Raw genomic sequence first — 17,926 nt, 5'->3', positions numbered from 1 at the left:
CCCTTTCCGGCGGTTCCGACTCTATCAGATCCTTTCGGTTCCGATTTCCGGTCTCCCGGAGTCAAGTCGGTTTGTCTTCCCGGCTGTTGGTCCGTTCCGACTCCCGAACTCTAGCGGACTTTCCCGGCAACCCGTAATCGGGTCTTCCGGGCCCGATCGAAATGAATTCGGCATGCCGAAAACACTCCCGGTCGGGAGATCGTGCTGAGTTGGGTGGCCGCAGAATCTGCGGCGGATGGCTGTTGCAGAACCGTATCGGCTCCGCGACAACTCGAAGAACCTTACGGATCGGGGAGGGGTGTGTCAACTCCGGCCCCGGCTCCTGTCCACTGGTTTTTCAGTGCAGGTCAGTCGCGCGCGATCCGTCGATCGAGGTCAGTCGAGGTCGGTGAGGCGTCCGCCCGCGTCCGGCTGCGCGTGCTCCACCCGGCGGAGGAGGCGGATCAGCATCTCGCCGAGGAGGCCGCGCTCCTCGGCGGAGAGGTCCTGGAGGAGGTCCTCCTCGAAGTCGCTGGCCATGCGCATGGCCTCCAGCCACTTCGTACGGCCCTCGTCCGTCAGCTCGACGATGACGCGCACCCGGTTGTTCTCGTCGCGGTCCCGCGTGACCAGGCCTTCGCCGGCCATGCGGTCGATGCGGTGCGTCATCGCGGCCGGGGTCAGGCCGAGGCGCTTGGCGAGTTCGCCGGGGCCCAGGCGGTAGGGCTCGCCCGCCAGAAGCAGGGTCTTGAGGACCTCCCACTCCGCGTTGCTGATGCCGAGGGCGGCGACCTGGCGGCCGTACGCCACATTCATCCGGCGGTTCAGGCGGCCCAGCGCCGAGACGACCTTTTCCACCTGGGGGTCGAGGTCGCGGTACTCGCGCTGGTACGCGGCGATCTGCTCGTCGAGGGTCGGCTCCTGGGGGCCGTCGGGCTCGGCGGGCTCGGTGGTCTCAGCCATGTCGCGAGTATGGCACGGGGTCCGTTGGCGTCTAAGTCCTTGAGTGTGTATTGTTAAGGATCTAATTTTAGTGTTGAAGTCTTCAGTTCTGAGCCCTTCAGGTTCAAGTCCTCCAAGCTTCCAGACCCCAAGGTGGTGAAGTGTGACCAAGGCGATGGGTGCAGCGATGCGCCGGATCCAGGCAGGTAACGCGCTGAGCGCGTTTGGACTCGGGTTCACCGTTCCGTACCTCTATGTGTACGTGGCTCAGGTGCGGGATCTGGGTGCGACCACGGCCGGTGTCGTGCTCGCCGTCTTCGCCATGGCCGCGCTTGTGGTGCTGCCGTTCACCGGCCGTGTCATCGACCGGCGCGGGCCGTTGCCGGTGCTGGTCGGCGCCGCCGTGCTGGCCTCGGCCGGTGCGCTGAGCATGGGGTTCGCCTCCAGCGTGCCCGCCGCCGTGGCCTCGGCCGCGCTGCTCGGTGCCGGGACCGCCGTCATGCAGCCGGCGCTCGCCACGATGATCGTCTGGTGCTCCGGCCCGGCCACCCGCACCCGTGCCTTCGCCATGCAGTTCTTCCTGCAGAACCTCGGGCTCGGCATCGGCGGTCTCATCGGCGGCCAGATCGTCGACGAGAGCCACCCCTCCAGCTTCACCCTCCTCTTCTCCGTCGAAGCGGTGATGTTCCTGGTGCTCGCCGGGATCGCGGGCTCCGTGAAGATGCCGCGTTCGGCGGTCCTCTCGGACGCGCGTCCCAAGGGTGAGCAGGGCGCCGGCGGCGGGATCCGCACGATCCTCGGGCACCGGGCCATGGTGCAGCTGTGCGTTCTGGGCTTCGTGTTGTTCTTCGCCTGCTACGGGCAGTTCGAGTCCGGTCTTGCCGCGTACGGCACCGAGGCCGCCGGGATCCAGCCCTCGACGCTCGGGATCGCGCTGGCCGCCAACACGGCCGTCATCGTGGTCGCGCAGTTCCTGGTGCTGAAGTTCGTCGAGCGCCGCCGCCGCAGCCGCGTCATCGCGTCGGTCGGCCTGATCTGGGCCGTGGCCTGGATCGCGGCCGGTTACGCCGGGCACGGCAGCCAGGCGATGGCGACCGCCGCCTTCATCTCGACGTACGCGCTCTTCGGGCTCGGTGAGGCGATGCTGTCGCCGACCGTGGCGCCGCTGGTCGCCGATCTGGCGCCGGAGTCGATGGTCGGGCAGTACAACTCGGCGTTCGCGCTGGTCAAGCAGCTCGCGCTGGCTGTCGGTCCGGCGGTGGGCGGGCCCATGGGGGCTGCGCTGCACGGCCCGTACATCGTGACGTTCGTGCTCTTCTCGCTCGGGATCACCTTCCTCGCGCTGCGGCTCGGCAAGAAGCTGACGCTCGCGCAGGACCATCCGATGCTCGCGGCCACGTCGCGCGTGGTCGCGGTGCACAAGCCCGAGCAGGCGCCCGCCAACGCCTAGGCGGGCAGCGCGAACTCGCACCACACCGCTTTGCCGCCGCCCGGTGTGCGGCGCGAACCCCAGGACGAGGCGATCGTCGCGACGATCGAGATGCCTCGTCCTGCTTCGTCCCCGGGGTCGGCGCGGCGGCGGCGCGGCAGGTGGTCGTCGCCGTCCGTCACCTCGATGATCAGGCGGCGGTCGGTGCGGCGGAGCCTGAGGCGCATCGGCGGGGTGCCGTGCTGGAGCGAGTTGGCCACCAGTTCGCTCGCCGCGAGGACGCCCAGGTCGCGCAGTTCCACCGGGAAGCGCCACGAGGCGAGGACGCCGGAGGCGAACGCCCGGGCGCGCGGGGCCGCCTCGATGCCGCCGAGCAGGTCGAGCGCCGCGTTGTGGAAGAGCTCGGCCGCAGGTCCCGTACGGGCCGGGTGCTGGCAGACCAGGACCGCGACGTCGTCGTCGTGTTCGGCGGTGACGCCGAGCGAGCGGATCAGGCGGTCGCACACCACCTGGGGCGTGCCGACCGCGCCGGACAGGGCCCGCTCCAGGGACGCCACGCCCTCGTCGATGTCCTCTCCCCTGCGCTCGACCAGACCGTCCGTGTAGAGGACGGCGGTCGCGCCGGGCGGCAGCGCGATCGTGCCCGATGTGTGGAGCCAGCCGCCGGTGCCGAGCGGGGGGCCCGTCGGGTCCGCGGCGCGGTGGACGGTGCCGTCCTCATGGCGTACGAGAACGGGCAGGTGGCCCGCCGACGCGTACACCAGGCGGCCCTCGTTGGGGTCGTGCACGGCGTAGACGCAGGTGGCGATCTGGCTCGCGTCGATCTCGGCGGCCAGGCCGTCCAGGAGCTGGAGCACCTCGTGCGGGGGCAGGTCCAGGCGCGCGTACGCCCTCACCGCCGTGCGGAGCTGGCCCATCACGGCGGCGGCGCGCACCCCGCGGCCCATCACGTCGCCGATGACCAGGGCGGTGCGGCCCGCACCGAGGGTGATCACGTCGTACCAGTCGCCGCCGACCGCCGCGTCCTTGCCGCCGGGCTGATAGGTGGCGGCCACGCGCAGGTCGTCCGGCTGTTCCAGCTCCTGCGGGAGCAGGGAGCGCTGGAGGGTGACGGCGGTCTCGCGGTGGCGGCGCTCGCTCGCGCGCAGCCGCTCGGCGGCCTCGGCGTGGTCGGTGACGTCGGCGGCGAAGACGAGCACGCCGCCCTCGTCATGGCCGGGGATCCCGACCGGGCTGCACGTCACCGTGTACGAGCCGGCGGCCTGGGTCTTGCGGGACTTGACCGTACGGGGCTTGCCGCTGCGCAGCACCTGGTCCATCAGCGGGAGCAGGCCGAGCTCGTCCAGCTCGGGCAGCGCCTTGGCGGCCGGGGCGCCCAGCGGGCGGGGCCCGAAGGCCGCGGCGTAGGCGTCGTTGACGTACGCGACGCGGTGCTCGGGGCCGTGCAGGAGCGCGACCAGGGCGGGGAGCTGGCCGAGGATGTCGCGCACGGAAAGGTCGTCGAGGGCCGGGGCCTCGGCCGCATCGTCCGGCCAGGGCTGCGGCCCGGATTCACCGCGGGCCGCGGGCACGGAGCCCCGGTCGGCGCGGTCGGGCCGTGCTGCGGCGCGGCGCGGCGTACCGGGGAGCCGGGCGCTCCAACGCGTGAAGTTCACGGTGTTCCAAGCCTCGTGTGTTGCTGCGGGTGCTGTGCTGCCGGTCCTGGTGCGGTGCTGGGCCGCTGGATCACTCTGTGCAGGTGTGGGCCCACCTATGGTCACACGCCCAGTGTGACGGACCGCACTGACAACCGTCAGTTCTCCTGCGGGGCGGGGCCCTTGGCGGGCGGGCCGCCGCCGGCCGCGATCTCGAATTCGGCGCGCGGGTGTTCCAGCGAGCCGAGCGAGACGATCTCGCGTTTGAAGAGCCCTGCGAGCGTCCATTCGGCGAGCACGCGGGCCTTGCGGTTGAACGTCGGGACGCGGCTCAGGTGGTAGGCGCGGTGCATGAACCAGGCCGGGTAGCCCTTGAGTTTGCGGCCGTAGACGTGGGCGACGCCCTTGTGCAGGCCCAGCGACGCGACCGAGCCGGCGTACTTGTGCCGGTACTCCTTGAGCTCTCCGCCCCGTACGGACGCCGCGACGTTCTCGGCGAGGACCTTCGCCTGGCGGACGGCGTGCTGGGCGTTGGGCGCGCACTCCTTGCCCTTCTCCGCCGAGGTCACATCGGGTACGGCGGCCGCGTCACCGGCCGCCCACGCGTGCTCGGTGCCCGCCACGCGCAGCTCCGCCGTGCACTTGAGGCGGCCTCGCTCGTTCAGGGGCAGGTCGCAAGCGGCGAGGATCGGGGCGGGCTTGACGCCGGCGGTCCACACGACGGTGCGGGTGGGGAAGCGGGCGCCGTCGCTGAGGACGGCGACCCGGTTCTCGCAGCTGTCGAGCCGGGTCTGAAGGCGTACGTCGATGTTGCGGGCGCGCAGCTCGCGGATCGCGTACCGGCCCATGTCCTCGCCGACCTCGGGCAGGATCCGGCCGCTGGCCTCGACGAGGATCCACTTCAGGTCCTCGGGCCGGATGTTGTGGTAGTACCGCGCCGTGTAGCGGGCCATGTCCTCCAGCTCGGCGAGCGCCTCGACGCCCGCGTAGCCGCCGCCGACGAAGACGAAGGTGAGGGCCGCGTCGCGGATCGCGGGGTCGCGCGTCGAGGAGGCGATGTCCATCTGCTCGATGACGTGGTTGCGCAGGCCGATGGCCTCCTCGACGGTCTTGAAGCCGATGGCGTAGTCGGCGAGGCCGGGGACGGGCAGGGTGCGCGAGATCGAACCGGGCGCGATGACGAGGTGGTCGTACGCCAGCTGGATGGCGCCGGTGCCGTCCTCGGGGGACGCGAGGGTGGTGACGGTGGCGGTGCGCTTGGTGTGGTCGATGCGGTCGGCCTCGCCGATGACGATGTGGCACTGGTGCAGGACCCGGCGCAGCGGGACCACGACATGGCGCGGGGAGATGTTTCCGGCCGCCGCCTCGGGCAGGAACGGCTGGTACGTCATGTAGGGGTCGCGGGTGACCACGGTGATCCGGACGGCGCCGCTCTTCAGCTCTGCCTTGAGCTTCCGTTGCAGGCGCAGCGCCGTGTACATCCCGACGTATCCGCCGCCGACCACGAGAATGCGCACAGGTTCTGTCACCACCCCATGACGCAACGGGCCCCGGGCTTTGTCCACAGGCCCGACAAATTGTGTGACTGGAGGGAACTGCTGTGGCGGGTGGCTCATTCTTCGCGCCGCGATGACAGATGCGCAGGTCAGAGAGTGAGTGACACGTGACGGCCCGGGTCCGATTCGGTCCGGTTTCGTTCCTTGGTCCGATCGGGGGGCACACCGTGCGGAAGAACCTCTTCTGAATTGACTCCGGCTCAACTATGTTCGTATCCCGTCGGGGTGTCGGGTTAGGGACCGGTCCCCGACTGTCAGGGCGGGGAGTCTCCGGGGGGAGACGTTATTACCGGGGGATAAATGCACATTCAGGACTCTCATTGGCAGACCGCCGTCGCGGCTTCCGACGGAAACGGTCGCGTGGGTACGGGTCCGGGAGCGGGCGGATCGCGTTCCGCGCCGCTGCGGGTGGATGCCCAGCGCAACCTTGAGCACGTGCTGCGCGCGGCACGTGAAGTGTTCGGCGAGCTCGGCTACGGGGCGCCGATGGAGGACGTGGCGCGCCGCGCCAGGGTGGGTGTGGGCACCGTCTACCGGCGGTTCCCGAGCAAGGACGTCCTGGTGCGGCGGATAGCCGAGGAGGAGACCTCGCGCCTCACCGACCAGGCCCGCACGGCACTCGGTCAGGAGGAGGAGCCCTGGTCGGCGCTCTCCCGCTTCCTGCGCACCTCGGTCGCCTCGGGCGCCGGGCGGCTCCTTCCGCCGCAGGTGCTGCGGGTCGGCGTCGACGCCGAGGAGACCGACGGCGTACGTCCCGAGGGCCCGCGGTCCGACGGCGTGCGGGACGGACTCGACGAGGCGCGGGTGCCGCAGCAGCGTCAGGTGGGCCTGTCCGAGCAGGGCTCCGGCTGGGGCCGGGTCATCGAGCAGCGCACGGCGCCCGAGGCGGAGCTCGACGACGCGGGAGCGGCCGAGCTGCTCGACGTGGTCGGGCAGTTGGTGGACCGGGCGCGGGCGGCCGGTGAGCTGCGCGGTGATGTGACCGTCGCCGATGTGCTTCTGGTGATAGCCACCGCGGCGCCCTCGCTGCCGGACGCCACGCAGCAGGCCGCGGCCTCGTCGCGGCTGCTCGACATCCTCCTCGAGGGGCTGCGTTCACGGCCGTCCTGAGGCTCAACTCTCTTCCACAGGGCGCCAGTTGAGGTACGCGGCGACCGCTCCCGAGCCTTCGAGTCTTCCCCGAACGGGTGACGGGCAGTGCTCGGGTGCGGCAAGTCGCCCCGGATGAGTGGTTGCCGGGTCTGAGACTCGGCTCCGCTTGAGCTCTGTGGCACGCTTGCCCGGTGTTCGGGTCTGAGCGTGCTTACGGGAGCTTCCGCGATGGGCGTTGAAGAGCGGGACGAGTCGCGCTCGGGCGGCGGCGGTCCGGAATCCGGCGGCCCTGACGGCGGTCTTCCGCCGCACCAGGTGCCGAGCCAGGGCGGCCCCGGCGGAGGTTCGCCGGGCGGGCCCGCACCCGTTCCGGGGCAGCCCCGCGGGGATTCTGGTTCCGAGTCCGCCACGGAGCTCGGCGGGACCGTGCTGCCCGGGCCCTGGGGGCCGATGGACGGTGTCGGAGAGCCGGGCGCGACCGTGCCGCCACAGCGCGAGGGCGGTCTGCGCGACGGCGTGGCACTGGGGATCGCCGAGGGCGGGCAGTCCGACGCCGACCTGATCCACGCGATGCGGACCGGCGACGACAGCGCGTACGAGGAGCTGTTCAGGCGCCACTCGGACGCCGTGCGGCGCTACGCCCGCAGCTGCTGCCGCGACGCGCACACCGCCGACGACCTGACGGCGGAGGTCTTCGCGCGGACGCTTCAGGCGGTACGCGGCGGAGCCGGGCCCGAATACGCCGTGCGCGCCTACCTGATGACCACGGTGCGCAGGGTCGCCGCCTCCTGGACGCGGACCGCCAAGCGGGAGCAGCTGGTCGACGACTTCGCGGTCTTCGCCCAGCAGTCCGCGCGCTCGGCCGAGGTGTCCGACGACGACACCATCGACCTCGGCGCCGACGTGCGGGCCATGCACGAGGCCGAGCAGACCCTCGCCATGCAGGCGTTCCGCTCGCTGCCCGAGCGCTGGCAGGCGGTGCTGTGGCACACCACCGTCGAGGAGGAGTCGCCCAGCGAGATCGCGCCGCTGTTCGGACTGAGCGCCAACGCGACCGCGGTACTGGCGAGCCGGGCCCGCGAGGGCCTCAAGCAGGCCTATCTCCAGGCCCATGTCTCCAGCGCGCTGACCTCCGGCGGGGACTGCGCCCGCTATGCCGACCGGCTCGGCGCGTACGCGCGGGGCGGGCTGCGGATGCGGGCCGAGCGCGGGCTCAGCAAGCATCTGGACGAGTGCGCGAGGTGCCGGGTCGCGGTCGTCGAGCTCCAGGACGTCAACGCCGGGATTCCCGCGCTGCTTCCGGTCGCGGTCATCGGCTGGTTCGCCGCGGGGTTCTCGCTCAAGGCCGCCGGAGTGGTGGCGGGCGGCGCCGTCGGGGCCGCGGGCGCGGGTGCCGCGGCGACGGCGACGGGCGGCGGTTCGTCCGGCGGTACGGCGGGGGGTGCCGCGGCCTCCGAGGGGCTCGGCGCCCCGGCCAAGGCCGGCATCGCGGCGGCGGTGGCCGTCGCGGTGGCGGCGGGTGTCGTGTTCGCGCTGACCGGCCACGACGCGCCGGCGCCCAAGCCCGACGCGAAGCCGCATGCGGTGGTGCCCGTCGTGCCGCGGAAGCCGCCGCCGCCCTCGCCGCCCGAGGCCCCCGCGCCGAAGCCCGCGCCTCCGGCTCCGCCCGCGCCGAAGGAGCCGGCCGCCCGGCCGACACCGCCGAAGCCGACGCATCCCCGGCCCACGCCGCCCCGGCCGGTGCCGCCGCCCAAGCCGACCCCGCCGAAGCCGACGCCTCCTCCCCCGCCGCCGCCCGCGCCGACCGTGTTCCAGGTGAACCGGCTGCGGTACGGCGTCCTCGGCGACGGCACCGAGCCCGAGGTGCGGCTCGGCGAATCCAGCTGGCTGTGGCAGCGCTCGGGCATGCGCGTCGGCGAGCACCGGTATCCGCACGGGGTGACCGTGCACGGCCGGTCCTCGGTGACCATCGACCTCAACCGCCAGTGCCGTACGTACGACGCGTACGCGGGCGTGGACGACCTGGCGATGGGGCTCGGGGCGGTGCGGTTCTCGCTGTACGGGGACGGGGCGAGGCTCTGGCAGTCCCCGGTGGTGCACGGCGGCGACCCGGCGGTGCCGGTGCACGCCGACATCTCGGGCCGCAGGACGATCCGCCTCGTCGTCGAACCGGCGGGCCCGTTCGGCGGGTCGACGCTGGCGGACTGGGCGCAGTCAGCGATCAGCTGCGGGTAGCTCCGTACGAGACAGCGGGCCGTCGGTGGCTGGTCACGCGGTTCCCCGCGCCCCTTCAAGGGAGCTCAGCCCCCGGTGACCTCGTCCAGGAGCGGCGGGACCCCGGCCGGGGCCAACGCCGAGCCGGCCGAGCGTTCGGCCTCGTACGACTTCGGCGTGAGCGCGTCGCGGGCCCGGGCCGTGATGGACTCCTCCATCGCCTGCTCCGGCGCGGACCGCGGGATTCCGGCGCGCCAGGCCGTGGCCGCCGCCAGGACCCGTACCGCGAGCGCGTGCTCGTCGAGGTCGCCGAGGAACTGGGCCGCGCGCCCGGCGAGATGGGCCAGGACGATCTCGGTGCACTCGCCGGCGGCCGCCGTGCGCAGGGCGTCCGCCATGGCCCGCAGGCCCGCGAACGGTCCCGACTCGGCGGCGGTGATCCGGGCGCCCAGCGCGTCGAGCAGCGCGGCGAAGTGCGGGGGCAGCGGGCCCGTCATCGCGAGCGCGACGGCCTCTTCGCGCAGGGCGCGGGCGGTGGCGGGCTCGCCCCGGTCGAGGGCGATGGTGGCGAGCAGCGAGTGGATGTACGGAGTGGCGTCGCCGACCCGGTAGCGGTCCGCCTCCGTGGCGGCCTCGGTCAGGGACTTCTCGGCGGAGTCCAAGTCCCCGCTGCGGTAGGCGAGTTCGGCGACCCGGGCGATGAGGAACGGCGCCTCGTGGTGGGCGCCCACCTCGCGGGCCAGTTCCAGTGCCTCCTCGTAGGCGGGCCGGGCCTGTTCGGGGCGGCCGCGCATCATCGCGGCCTCGGCGGCGGCGCTGGCCACCTGGGCGCGCATCCAGCGGTCGCCCACGCGGCGGCCGAGCTCGCGCAGCTCGGCGAGGTCGTCGTCGATGCCCGCGAAGCCGCCGGGCGTGTCGATGGCCATGTGCGTACGGAACATCAGGGCCACTCCGGTCGCCCATGCGTCGCCGTGGAGGCGGCAGTTGGCGACGACCGCGTCGATCGACTCGCGCACGAGGCCCGGGGTGTCGGTGAAGAACGTGGTGAACGGCCAGAGCAGCCCGGGGAAGCGGGCCGACTCGGGCCCGCCGGCCTCGAAGGCCTTCCGGAGCTGGACGAGGCGGTCCTGCACGACCGGGCTGTCGAGGCCCTCGCGGGGATTGGCGTCGGAGAGCAGGAAGAACCGGAGCAGATCGAGGTGCAGCCGTGGCCAGTAGCGGGGATCGGACTCGTCGGCGGGCGCGGGAGAGAGCTCGGCGGCGGCGAGGCCCCAGGCGGCACCCTCGGTCCGGTAGTTGCGCAGCCACCAGAACCAGCCCATGGCGAGGGCCAGTTCGGTGGCGGCCACCTCGTCGGCGGTGGGCGGGGTCGTCGTGCGGCGCAGTACGGCCCGGATGTTGTCGAGCTCGGTCTCCAGGCGGGCGATCCAGGGGAGCTGCTCGCGTGAGCGGACCCTGGGTTCGGCGCGGCGGGCGAGCTCGCGGTAGTGCGCGGTGTGGGCGTCGGCGGCCTCGCGCAGCGCCTCGGGGGTCTCGGCGGCGCGCTCGGCGGCGTACTCGTGGATGGTCTCCAGCATGCGGTAGCGCATGCCGGTGCCGTCGGGCGCGGGGACGGCGATGACCAGGGACTTGTCGACGAGGGCGGCCAGGTCGTCGGTGGCGCCGCACACCGCCTGGGCGGCGGCGAGGTCCCAGCCGCCGGCGAAGACGGAGGCGCGGCGCAGGACGGCGCGTTCGGGTTCGTCCAGGAGGTCCCAGGACCAGTCGACGACGGCCCGCAGGGTCTGCTGCCTCGGCAGTACGGTGCGGCTGCCGCTGGTGAGCAGGCGGAAGCGGTCGTCGAGCCGGTCCGCGATCTGACGGGGTGTCAGTACGCGGAGTCGCGCCGCGGCCAGTTCGATGGCCAGCGGGAGTCCGTCCAGGCGGCGGCAGATCTCGGCGACGGCCTCGGGGTCGGCGTCCGGGTCGAAGTCGGGGCGTACGGTGCGGGCGCGTTCGGCGAACAGGCGGTGGGCCGGGATCGGCGGCAGCGGCTCGACCGGGCGGACCGCCTCGCCGGGCACGCCGAGCGGTTCGCGGCTGGTGGCGAGGATACGGAGCCGGGGGCAGCGGGTGAGGAGCGTCTCGGCGAGATGGGCCGCGCCGTCGATGACGTGCTCGCAGTTGTCGAGGACGAGCAGCGTGTCCGGGCGGCGGGAGAGGTCCTCGACCAGGCGGGCCGTCGGGTCGTCGTGGCCGGGCGCCTGGCCGGCCTGCGGCAGCAGGATCGTCTCGCGCAGGCCGAGCGCGGAGACCACGGCGCCGGGGACGGCCTCGGGGTGGTCGAGCGGAGCGAGCTCGACGAGCCAGGCGGCCGCTTCCGACCCCGCCGCGGCCTGTTCCGCGAGCCGGGTCTTGCCGGTGCCGCCGGGTCCGGTGAGCGTGACGAGCCTCGATGCCCCCAAGTCGTCCCGGATCAGGGCGAGTTCTGGCTCACGGCCGACGAAGGAGGTCAGACGGGGGCGGAGGTTGCCGTCGGCGGGGCGGGGGGCTTCGGCCGGGCCGGGGGTGCCGGTGGCGGGGCGGGGGGCTTCGGCCGGGCGCGCAGGCGAGGCTGCCAGCAACTCCGCGTGCAGGGAGGCCAGTTCGGGGCCCGGGTCCGCGCCGAGCGACTCCGCCAGGGTGCGGCGGGCCCTCTCGTAGGCGGCCAGGGCGTCGGCCCGGCGGCCCTCGTCTCTCAGCGTACGGATCAGCTGGGCGTGCAGCGTCTCGTCGTAGGGGTGTGACGTGAGCAGCTCCGTCAGCTCGGGGAGCAGTGCGTTCGTGGCGCCTCGCCTCAGGTCGGCCTCGATGCGGTTGCGCTGTGCGGCCAGGCGCTGGGCTTCGGGGCGTACGGCCGCGTCGCGTTCGGGGAGGTCGTTCAGGGCGGGGCCGCGCCACAGGGCGAGGGCGGCGCGCAGGGTCCGGGCGGCGGACTCCGGGTCGCCCCCGGCCAGCTGGGCCGCGCCCTCGGCCGCGCGGTCCTCGAACTCGTACAGGTCGATCGCGTCGCGCGGGGCCGTCAGGCGGTATCCGGCGGGGCCGGACTCCACGGCTTGCCTGCCGAGAGTGCGGCGGAGCCGTCCCACCAGGGCCTGGAGGGCTGCGGGGGCGTCCTGCGGGGGATCGCCCGCCCATACGTCGTCGATCAGGGTGGCTACGGGTACGGGGCGGGGGGTGCGCAGCGCAAGGGCGGTCAGCAGGGTGCGCAGCCTGGGCCCGCCGAGGGGTATGGCGGTGCCGTTGTCGTCGTGCGCCTCGGTGACGCCCAGGATCAGGTACCGCACGGTTGCCATTGTGACGGGGATTGCCGGTGCAGGGGGAATCGTTTTCCCCGGCGGGGCGATTCCAGGCCCCCTCAAGACCGCAGCGTAGGCCGCCTCGGCGGAGTCACTCCCTGCGCCACCGCCCGCTGCCTCGGCGCTGCCGTGCCTGTCCAGCACGTTCCCCTTCGCGACAGCAGTCGCCTCAGCCACAGCTCCGTCGAGATCAGGTCCGCCAGGCCGTCCAGGGGGAGGGCTTCGCCTTCCGCCGCCGCTCTCAGCGCCTTGCGGACCGTCCGGGCTTCCACCAGGCCCGCGTCCGCGAGCAGGGGGGCCTCGAAGAGGGAGATCAGCGGGTCGGCCGACTGGCGCAGGCCCGCTCTTGCGGCGGCCGTCGAAGGGGCGTGGGACGGGGCGCCCCAGCCGGGGGGCAGGTCGCGGACCCCGGATGCCGAGAGCACCGTACGCAGGATCGTCGCGCGGGCGCCCGGCTGGACCCGCAGGGATTCCGGCAGGGCCCGGCACGCCCGTACCACCTGGTTGTCCAGGAACGGGGCGTGCAGGCGCTGGCTGCGGACCTCCGCGGCCTGTTCCAGGATGCGGTGGTCCGCCGCGTAACGGGCGAGCGCCGCCGACGCGCGGGCCTCGCCCGGGCGCTGCGACGGCGCCGGGCGCGTCGCCGAGGCCATCAGGCGAACCGATACTTCGGCGAGTGCTTCCCCGGTCAGCCAGCGCGCCGCCGGGCCGGGGCGCGTCCATGACAGTGCGGCGAGCGAGATCGACAGCGGGCTCGCCGCGTCGTCGGGGCGGGGCGCCCCCGTGCCGTCGGCCGCCGACGCCCGCAGCGCGTCCGCCGCCGATTCGATCCCGGTCCGGTAGGGGGTACGGGCCAGGCGTCGGGCCGCTCTGTAGACCGTCAGGGGGACGAACAACGAATGCGCCGACGGGCCTCCTGCTTTTGCCAGGGCTGTTGCCGGGCGGAGCAGGTGGCGGCGCTGACGATCCATCAGCAGATCGGCCAGGCGGGCCGGATGGGCGTCCAGGACCTGGCGGGCGCCGCTTCCCGTGAAGTGGTCCGCGCTGCCCGAGAGCAGGCGGCGGCGGTGGCGCGGGGCCGCGATCAGGGAGGGCCCGGGCTCGTCCGTCAGGGGGCCCTCCAGGTCCGCGTACGGCAGGCACTCCTCGCCCCCCGTCACCACCACGTGGTGCAGGCGGGGGTTGGCCGCCATCGCTCCGGCCCGCTCCAGCTCGGCCTGGCGGCCCGCGCCGGGGACCGTGAGGTCGTTGAAGGTGACGGCCAGGAGGCGTTCGCCCGCGCCCGTGCCATGGCCGAGCACCGTGCCCGGCACCCCGGGCAGCCCGGCCGCGAGCAGGGCGAGGGTCGCGGAGGCGGGGCCTCCGGACAGGTCGGCCCCTATGCCGGGGGCCGGGCCCCCGCGGGCGGCGCGCCGCTCGGCCGGACCCATGCCGGGGACCGGGCCGGGGTCGGGCGGCAGGGTCTCGGGCGCGTGCCGGGGTGCGGTGAGCCTGGCCCGTACCGCGGAGACCAGGGCGTCGCGGACACCCTCCACCGCTGCGGCGGGCGCCAGTTGGGGCGCGGCCACCGCGAGCGAGGCGACCGGCTCGTACCCGGTGATCTCGCGCGAGCCCTCGCGCAGGACGAGCGCGTGGCCGGGCGGGATGCGGCGCACGCCCGCGTACGGGGTGGAGTCGCCGAGCGCCTCGGGCACGTCGGGACAGGCCAGCAGGGCGGCGAGGTGGCCGATGTCGAGCTGGGCCTCGATGAGGTCGGCGAGCGGAAGTGCCGCCGTTCCGTAGGCCGTTCCGCCCGCCCAGGGTGTGTAGAAGACGGGCCGGGCGCCGGCCAGGTCGCCGACGACCGTGACGCGGCGGGCCACTTGGGCGACGGCCGTGTAGCTGCCGGGCCACGCGGAGAGGTGGCGCAGCGCTCCCCCGCGCGCGGCGAACAGGCCGACCCGGAGCTCCTCGTCGGTGGCGGCACAGCAGCCCAGTACGGCGAGGCGGGTGTCGGCGCCGACGCTGACGATGCGGATCTCGTCGGGGCGCCAGTCCCCCACCGCCCACAGCGGATCCGGGTCGCCCCACAGGAGCTGGGCGCCGACGGGGTGGACCGTGCGCCCCTCGTCGGGCTCGCCGACCGCACCGGCCGTGCCGTATCCGCCCGGACCGTAGCTGCCCGCGCGGAAGCTTGCGGCGACGCTGCTCCACCCCACCAACCACCGCATCGCGCCTCCACAGGCTGTGGACAACTCGTGGACAACCTCGGGCCGGCCTCGACATGACGAGCCGTCAGGTTGCTCGGCGCTGGGGCTCAGCACCGGGCTCGCGTACGGGCCGAAGGAGGCCGGGACCCCATGCTGCCACGACAACGGCGCCCCGGAGGGGCTACGGGTAGCGGGCGCAAAAAGTGAATGCGCCCCGGCGGGTGGCCGATTGGCGTCGCCCCCGGGACACGGGGTGCCCGCCATCGGTGATCGGCAACCGGCTCCGGGGGTCTCGACCCAGGGGCGATATCCAGCCATTCTCGGGGCTCGGGGGGCTCGTCACACCCGCCTCCGGAGGCCCTCAACACACAGTCCGGGAGGCGCTGTTCGCCTCCCGGACCGGTCCGCCGCCCGCGGGGATTGAGGCGGCGGTGTCCCCCAGCCCACTGGATCCATGCAGCGGGCCGACCCACGCACCACACATGGAAGCGCTCCCCTGGGCGACCGGCGAGAGCGCACGGCCGGGCGCACGGCCACACGGCGGGAGCGCGGCGGCGGCCGGTCCCGCCTCACCCCCGGCGCAGCGGCCCGGCGATCGCCGCGCGCCCGTGGGTGTCAGCAACTGTTCGTACGGAAAACAATCTCGCCATACGGAAGACCGCCTCTTAACGGTCGGGATGCGGCGAACTACGCTGTGTTTACTGCTGTTCCCCGCGAGCGGCATATTCCCGGGGGTTCGGCCACGTGCTTTTGCGGCCGACGATCCGGACACCACACCGCCCGGGGGGACGCCGTCTGTGTCGAGGGGTGGCGCATGTCCAGGGAGCAACGCGGGCCGAACGAGAAGCTCGGCACGGTTCTCGCCCTCGCGGGAATAAGCAATGCGGGCCTGGCGCGACGGGTCAACGACCTCGGCGCGCAGCGGGGCCTGACCCTTCGCTACGACAAGACCTCCGTGGCCCGGTGGGTCTCCAAGGGCATGGTGCCCCAGGGCGCCGCGCCCCATCTCATAGCGGCGGCGATCGGCGCCAAGCTGGGCCGGCCCGTCCCGCTGCACGAAATCGGCCTCGCGGACGCGGATCCGGCCCCCGAGGTCGGGCTCGCCTTCCCGCGCGACGTGTCGGAGGCCGTGCGCTCGGCGACCGATCTGTACCGGCTGGATCTGGCCGGGCGGCGGGCCGGCGGCGGCATCTGGCAGTCCCTCGCGGGCTCGTTCGCGGTCAGCGCGTACGCCACGCCCGCGTCCCGCTGGCTCATAACGCCCGCCGACTCCTCGGTCGCCCGCAGCATCGACCTGACCGACCTGCCACCGCTGAAGGTGGGCCACAGCGATGTCGCCAAGCTGCGCGAGGCGGCCGAGGACGCGCGCCGGTGGGACTCCAAGTACGGCGGCGGCGACTGGCGTTCCTCGATGGTTCCCGAGTGCTTACGGGTCGACGCGGCCCCGCTGCTGCTCGGTTCGTACAGCGACGAGGTGGGCCGCGCGCTGTTCGGCGCGACCGCCGAACTGACCAGGCTCGCCGGGTGGATGGCCTTCGACACCGGCCAGCAGGAAGCCGCCCAGCGCTACTACATCCAGGCGCTGCGGCTCGCCCGCGCCGCGGCCGACGTGCCGCTCGGCGGCTACGTCCTCGCGTCCATGTCGCTCCAGGCCACCTACCGCGGCTTCGCCGACGAGGGCGTCGACCTCGCGCAGGCCGCCGTCGAGCGCAACCGCGGCCTCGCCACCGCCCGCACCATGTCCTTCTTCCGCCTCGTGGAGGCGCGCGCCCACGCCAAGGCCGGCGACGGGCACCCCGCCGAGGCCGCCCTGAAGGCCGCCGAGGCCTGGCTGGAGCGCTCGCGCGACGGCGACTGCGACCCGTCGTGGCTCGGCTTCTACTCCTACGACCGCTTCGCGGCGGACGCGGCGGAGTGCTACCGCGACCTGAAGGCGCCCCGGCAGGTGCGCCGCTTCACCGAGCAGGCGCTTTCACGGCCGACCGAGGAGTTCGTGCGCTCGCACGGGCTGCGGCTCGTGGTGAGCGCGGTGGCCGAGCTGGAGTCGGGGAACCTGGACGCGGCGTGCGCGGCGGGCACCCGCGCCGTCGAGGTCGCGGGCCGCATCTCCTCGGCCCGTACGACCGAGTACGTGCGCGATCTGCTGCACCGCCTGGAGCCGTACGGGGACGAGCCGAGGGTCGCCGAGCTGCGCGAGCGTGCGAGGCCGCTCCTGGTGACCCCGGCGTAGACCCCTCGACCGGACGTTTACCGGGATTGTCAGTGGGTCAGTGCAGTATGTGGTGAGGGGGTCCGGGGCCGTCCTCCGGGAAAGACGCGACCGGGGTGGGAGGTGTGTGGGTGACGACGTACGACTGCGATGTCCTGGTGGTCGGCGGCGGGATCGTGGGTCTGTCGACGGCGTACGCCCTCACGCGGGCCGCGCCGGGCACGCGCGTGGTGGTCCTGGAGAAGGAGAGCGGCCCCGCCCGGCACCAGACGGGGCGCAACAGCGGGGTCATCCACAGCGGCATCTACTACAAGCCGGGCTCGCTCAAGGCGCGCTTCGCAGTGCGGGGCGCGGCCGAGATGGTCGAGTTCTGCGCCCGGCACGGCATCGCGCACGAGGTCACCGGCAAGCTGATCGTGGCCACCGAGCGCGCCGAGCTGCCCCGGCTGCACGCCCTGGTCCAGCGCGGCCGGGAGAACGGCATCCCGGTGCGCGAGCTGGGCCCGGCCCAGATAGCCGCGTACGAGCCGGAGGTACGCGGGCTCGCGGCGATCCACGTCGGCACGACGGGGGTGTGCGACTACGCGGCGGTGGCGGCCCGCCTCGCCGAGCTGTCCGGCGCGCAGGTGCGGTACGGCGCGGAGGTCGTCCGCATCGACCGCCGCCCCTCGCTCGGCGTCGCCGTGCGCACGGCCGACGGTACGGTGCTGCGCGCCCGGGCCCTGGTGAACTGCGCGGGCCTGCACTGCGACCGGGTGGCCCGGCTCGCGGGCGACGATCCCGGGGTGCGGATCGTGCCGTTCCGCGGCGAGTACTACGAGCTGGCCCGGCCCGGCCTGGTCAAGGGCCTGGTCTACCCGGTGCCCGACCCCGCCTTCCCCTTCCTCGGCGTCCACCTCACCCGGGGTGTCGACGGCTCGGTCCACGTCGGCCCCAACGCGGTACCGGCCGCGGCCCGCGAGGGCTACGACTGGCGTACGGTCCGCCCCGCCGAGCTGGCCGGCACGCTGGGCTGGCCCGGCAGCTGGCGGATAGCCCGCCGTCACTGGCGCTACGGCGCGGGCGAACTGCACCGCTCGCTGTCGAAGCGGGCCTTCACGGAGGCGGTCCGCCGCCTGCTCCCCGGGGTGGAGGAAGCCGACCTCCGCACGGCCCCGGCAGGCGTCCGGGCCCAGGCCGTCCTGCGGGACGGCACCCTGGTGGACGACTTCCTGATCCGGGAGACCCCGAGGGTGGTGCACGTCCTGAACGCCCCGAGCCCGGCGGCGACGGCGTCGTTGCCGATCGGGAGGGAGGTCGCGGCAAGGGTGCTGGCATCCCTGCCGCGCCCCTGACCCGGCGCCCCGCTCGCGCGGGGCCGTGGGG

At 73.8% G+C, this 17,926-nt stretch carries 10 protein-coding genes; 5 read left to right on the top strand and 5 right to left on the bottom strand.

The window, feature by feature from the left end; translation table 11 throughout:
• Positions 1-375 precede the first annotated feature (375 nt).
• Positions 376-942, bottom strand: coding sequence for a MarR family winged helix-turn-helix transcriptional regulator (locus tag ABD346_RS03000; RefSeq protein WP_053725975.1), 567 nt, complete (start codon positions 940-942; stop codon positions 376-378).
• A gap of 154 nt (positions 943-1,096) precedes the next feature.
• On the opposite strand from ABD346_RS03000, the gene ABD346_RS02995 reads away from it, so the two are divergent.
• On the top strand, positions 1,097-2,371 hold the full coding sequence (locus ABD346_RS02995) for an MFS transporter (RefSeq protein ID WP_344371223.1): 1,275 nt from the start codon (positions 1,097-1,099) through the stop codon (positions 2,369-2,371).
• Here ABD346_RS02995 and ABD346_RS02990 read toward each other — a convergent pair.
• Together ABD346_RS02990 and ABD346_RS02985 are read right to left on the bottom strand one after the other, a co-directional pair.
• Positions 2,368-4,005 (bottom strand): ATP-binding SpoIIE family protein phosphatase, encoded by a 1,638-nt coding sequence (locus ABD346_RS02990; protein WP_344371196.1) that lies wholly within the window; start codon positions 4,003-4,005, stop codon positions 2,368-2,370. The two genes, ABD346_RS02995 and ABD346_RS02990, sit on opposite strands and share 4 nt — an antisense overlap.
• Positions 4,006-4,142: 137 nt before the next feature.
• The gene (locus ABD346_RS02985; protein WP_381225351.1) at positions 4,143-5,465 is read right to left on the bottom strand and encodes an NAD(P)/FAD-dependent oxidoreductase; all 1,323 of its coding nucleotides are present in this window, start codon (positions 5,463-5,465) and stop codon (positions 4,143-4,145) included.
• A gap of 375 nt (positions 5,466-5,840) precedes the next feature.
• Between ABD346_RS02985 and ABD346_RS02980 the strand changes: the two genes are divergently transcribed.
• Together ABD346_RS02980 and ABD346_RS02975 are read left to right on the top strand one after the other, a co-directional pair.
• On the top strand, positions 5,841-6,650 hold the full coding sequence (locus tag ABD346_RS02980) for a TetR/AcrR family transcriptional regulator (RefSeq protein ID WP_344371195.1): 810 nt from the start codon (positions 5,841-5,843) through the stop codon (positions 6,648-6,650).
• A gap of 210 nt (positions 6,651-6,860) precedes the next feature.
• Entirely contained in the window at positions 6,861-8,867 is a 2,007-nt protein-coding gene (locus tag ABD346_RS02975; protein ID WP_344371194.1) for a sigma-70 family RNA polymerase sigma factor, read from the top strand.
• A 65-nt stretch (positions 8,868-8,932) separates the two neighbouring features.
• Here the strand turns inward: ABD346_RS02975 and ABD346_RS02970 are convergent, their stop codons facing one another.
• Entirely contained in the window at positions 8,933-12,151 is a 3,219-nt protein-coding gene (locus tag ABD346_RS02970) for an AfsR/SARP family transcriptional regulator (RefSeq protein WP_344371192.1), read from the bottom strand.
• 71 nt (positions 12,152-12,222) lie between these two features.
• Entirely contained in the window at positions 12,223-14,373 is a 2,151-nt protein-coding gene (locus ABD346_RS02965) for an asparagine synthase-related protein (RefSeq protein WP_344371191.1), read from the bottom strand.
• A gap of 793 nt (positions 14,374-15,166) precedes the next feature.
• Here ABD346_RS02965 and ABD346_RS02960 point away from each other — a divergent pair.
• The gene (locus ABD346_RS02960; RefSeq protein ID WP_161245700.1) at positions 15,167-16,582 is read left to right on the top strand and encodes an NsdA family TPR-like regulatory protein; all 1,416 of its coding nucleotides are present in this window, start codon (positions 15,167-15,169) and stop codon (positions 16,580-16,582) included.
• Positions 16,583-16,692: 110 nt separating this feature from the next.
• Complete coding sequence (gene lhgO, locus ABD346_RS02955) at positions 16,693-17,895, top strand: L-2-hydroxyglutarate oxidase (protein ID WP_344371190.1); 1,203 nt, start codon at positions 16,693-16,695, stop codon at positions 17,893-17,895.
• Positions 17,896-17,926 lie beyond the last annotated feature (31 nt).

This window comes from Streptomyces mauvecolor (assembly GCF_039532965.1).
GTDB classification, from domain to species: domain Bacteria; phylum Actinomycetota; class Actinomycetes; order Streptomycetales; family Streptomycetaceae; genus Streptomyces; species Streptomyces violascens.
Note: the sequence above shows the minus strand (reverse complement) of the source record. Positions and strands in the feature narration are given on the sequence as shown.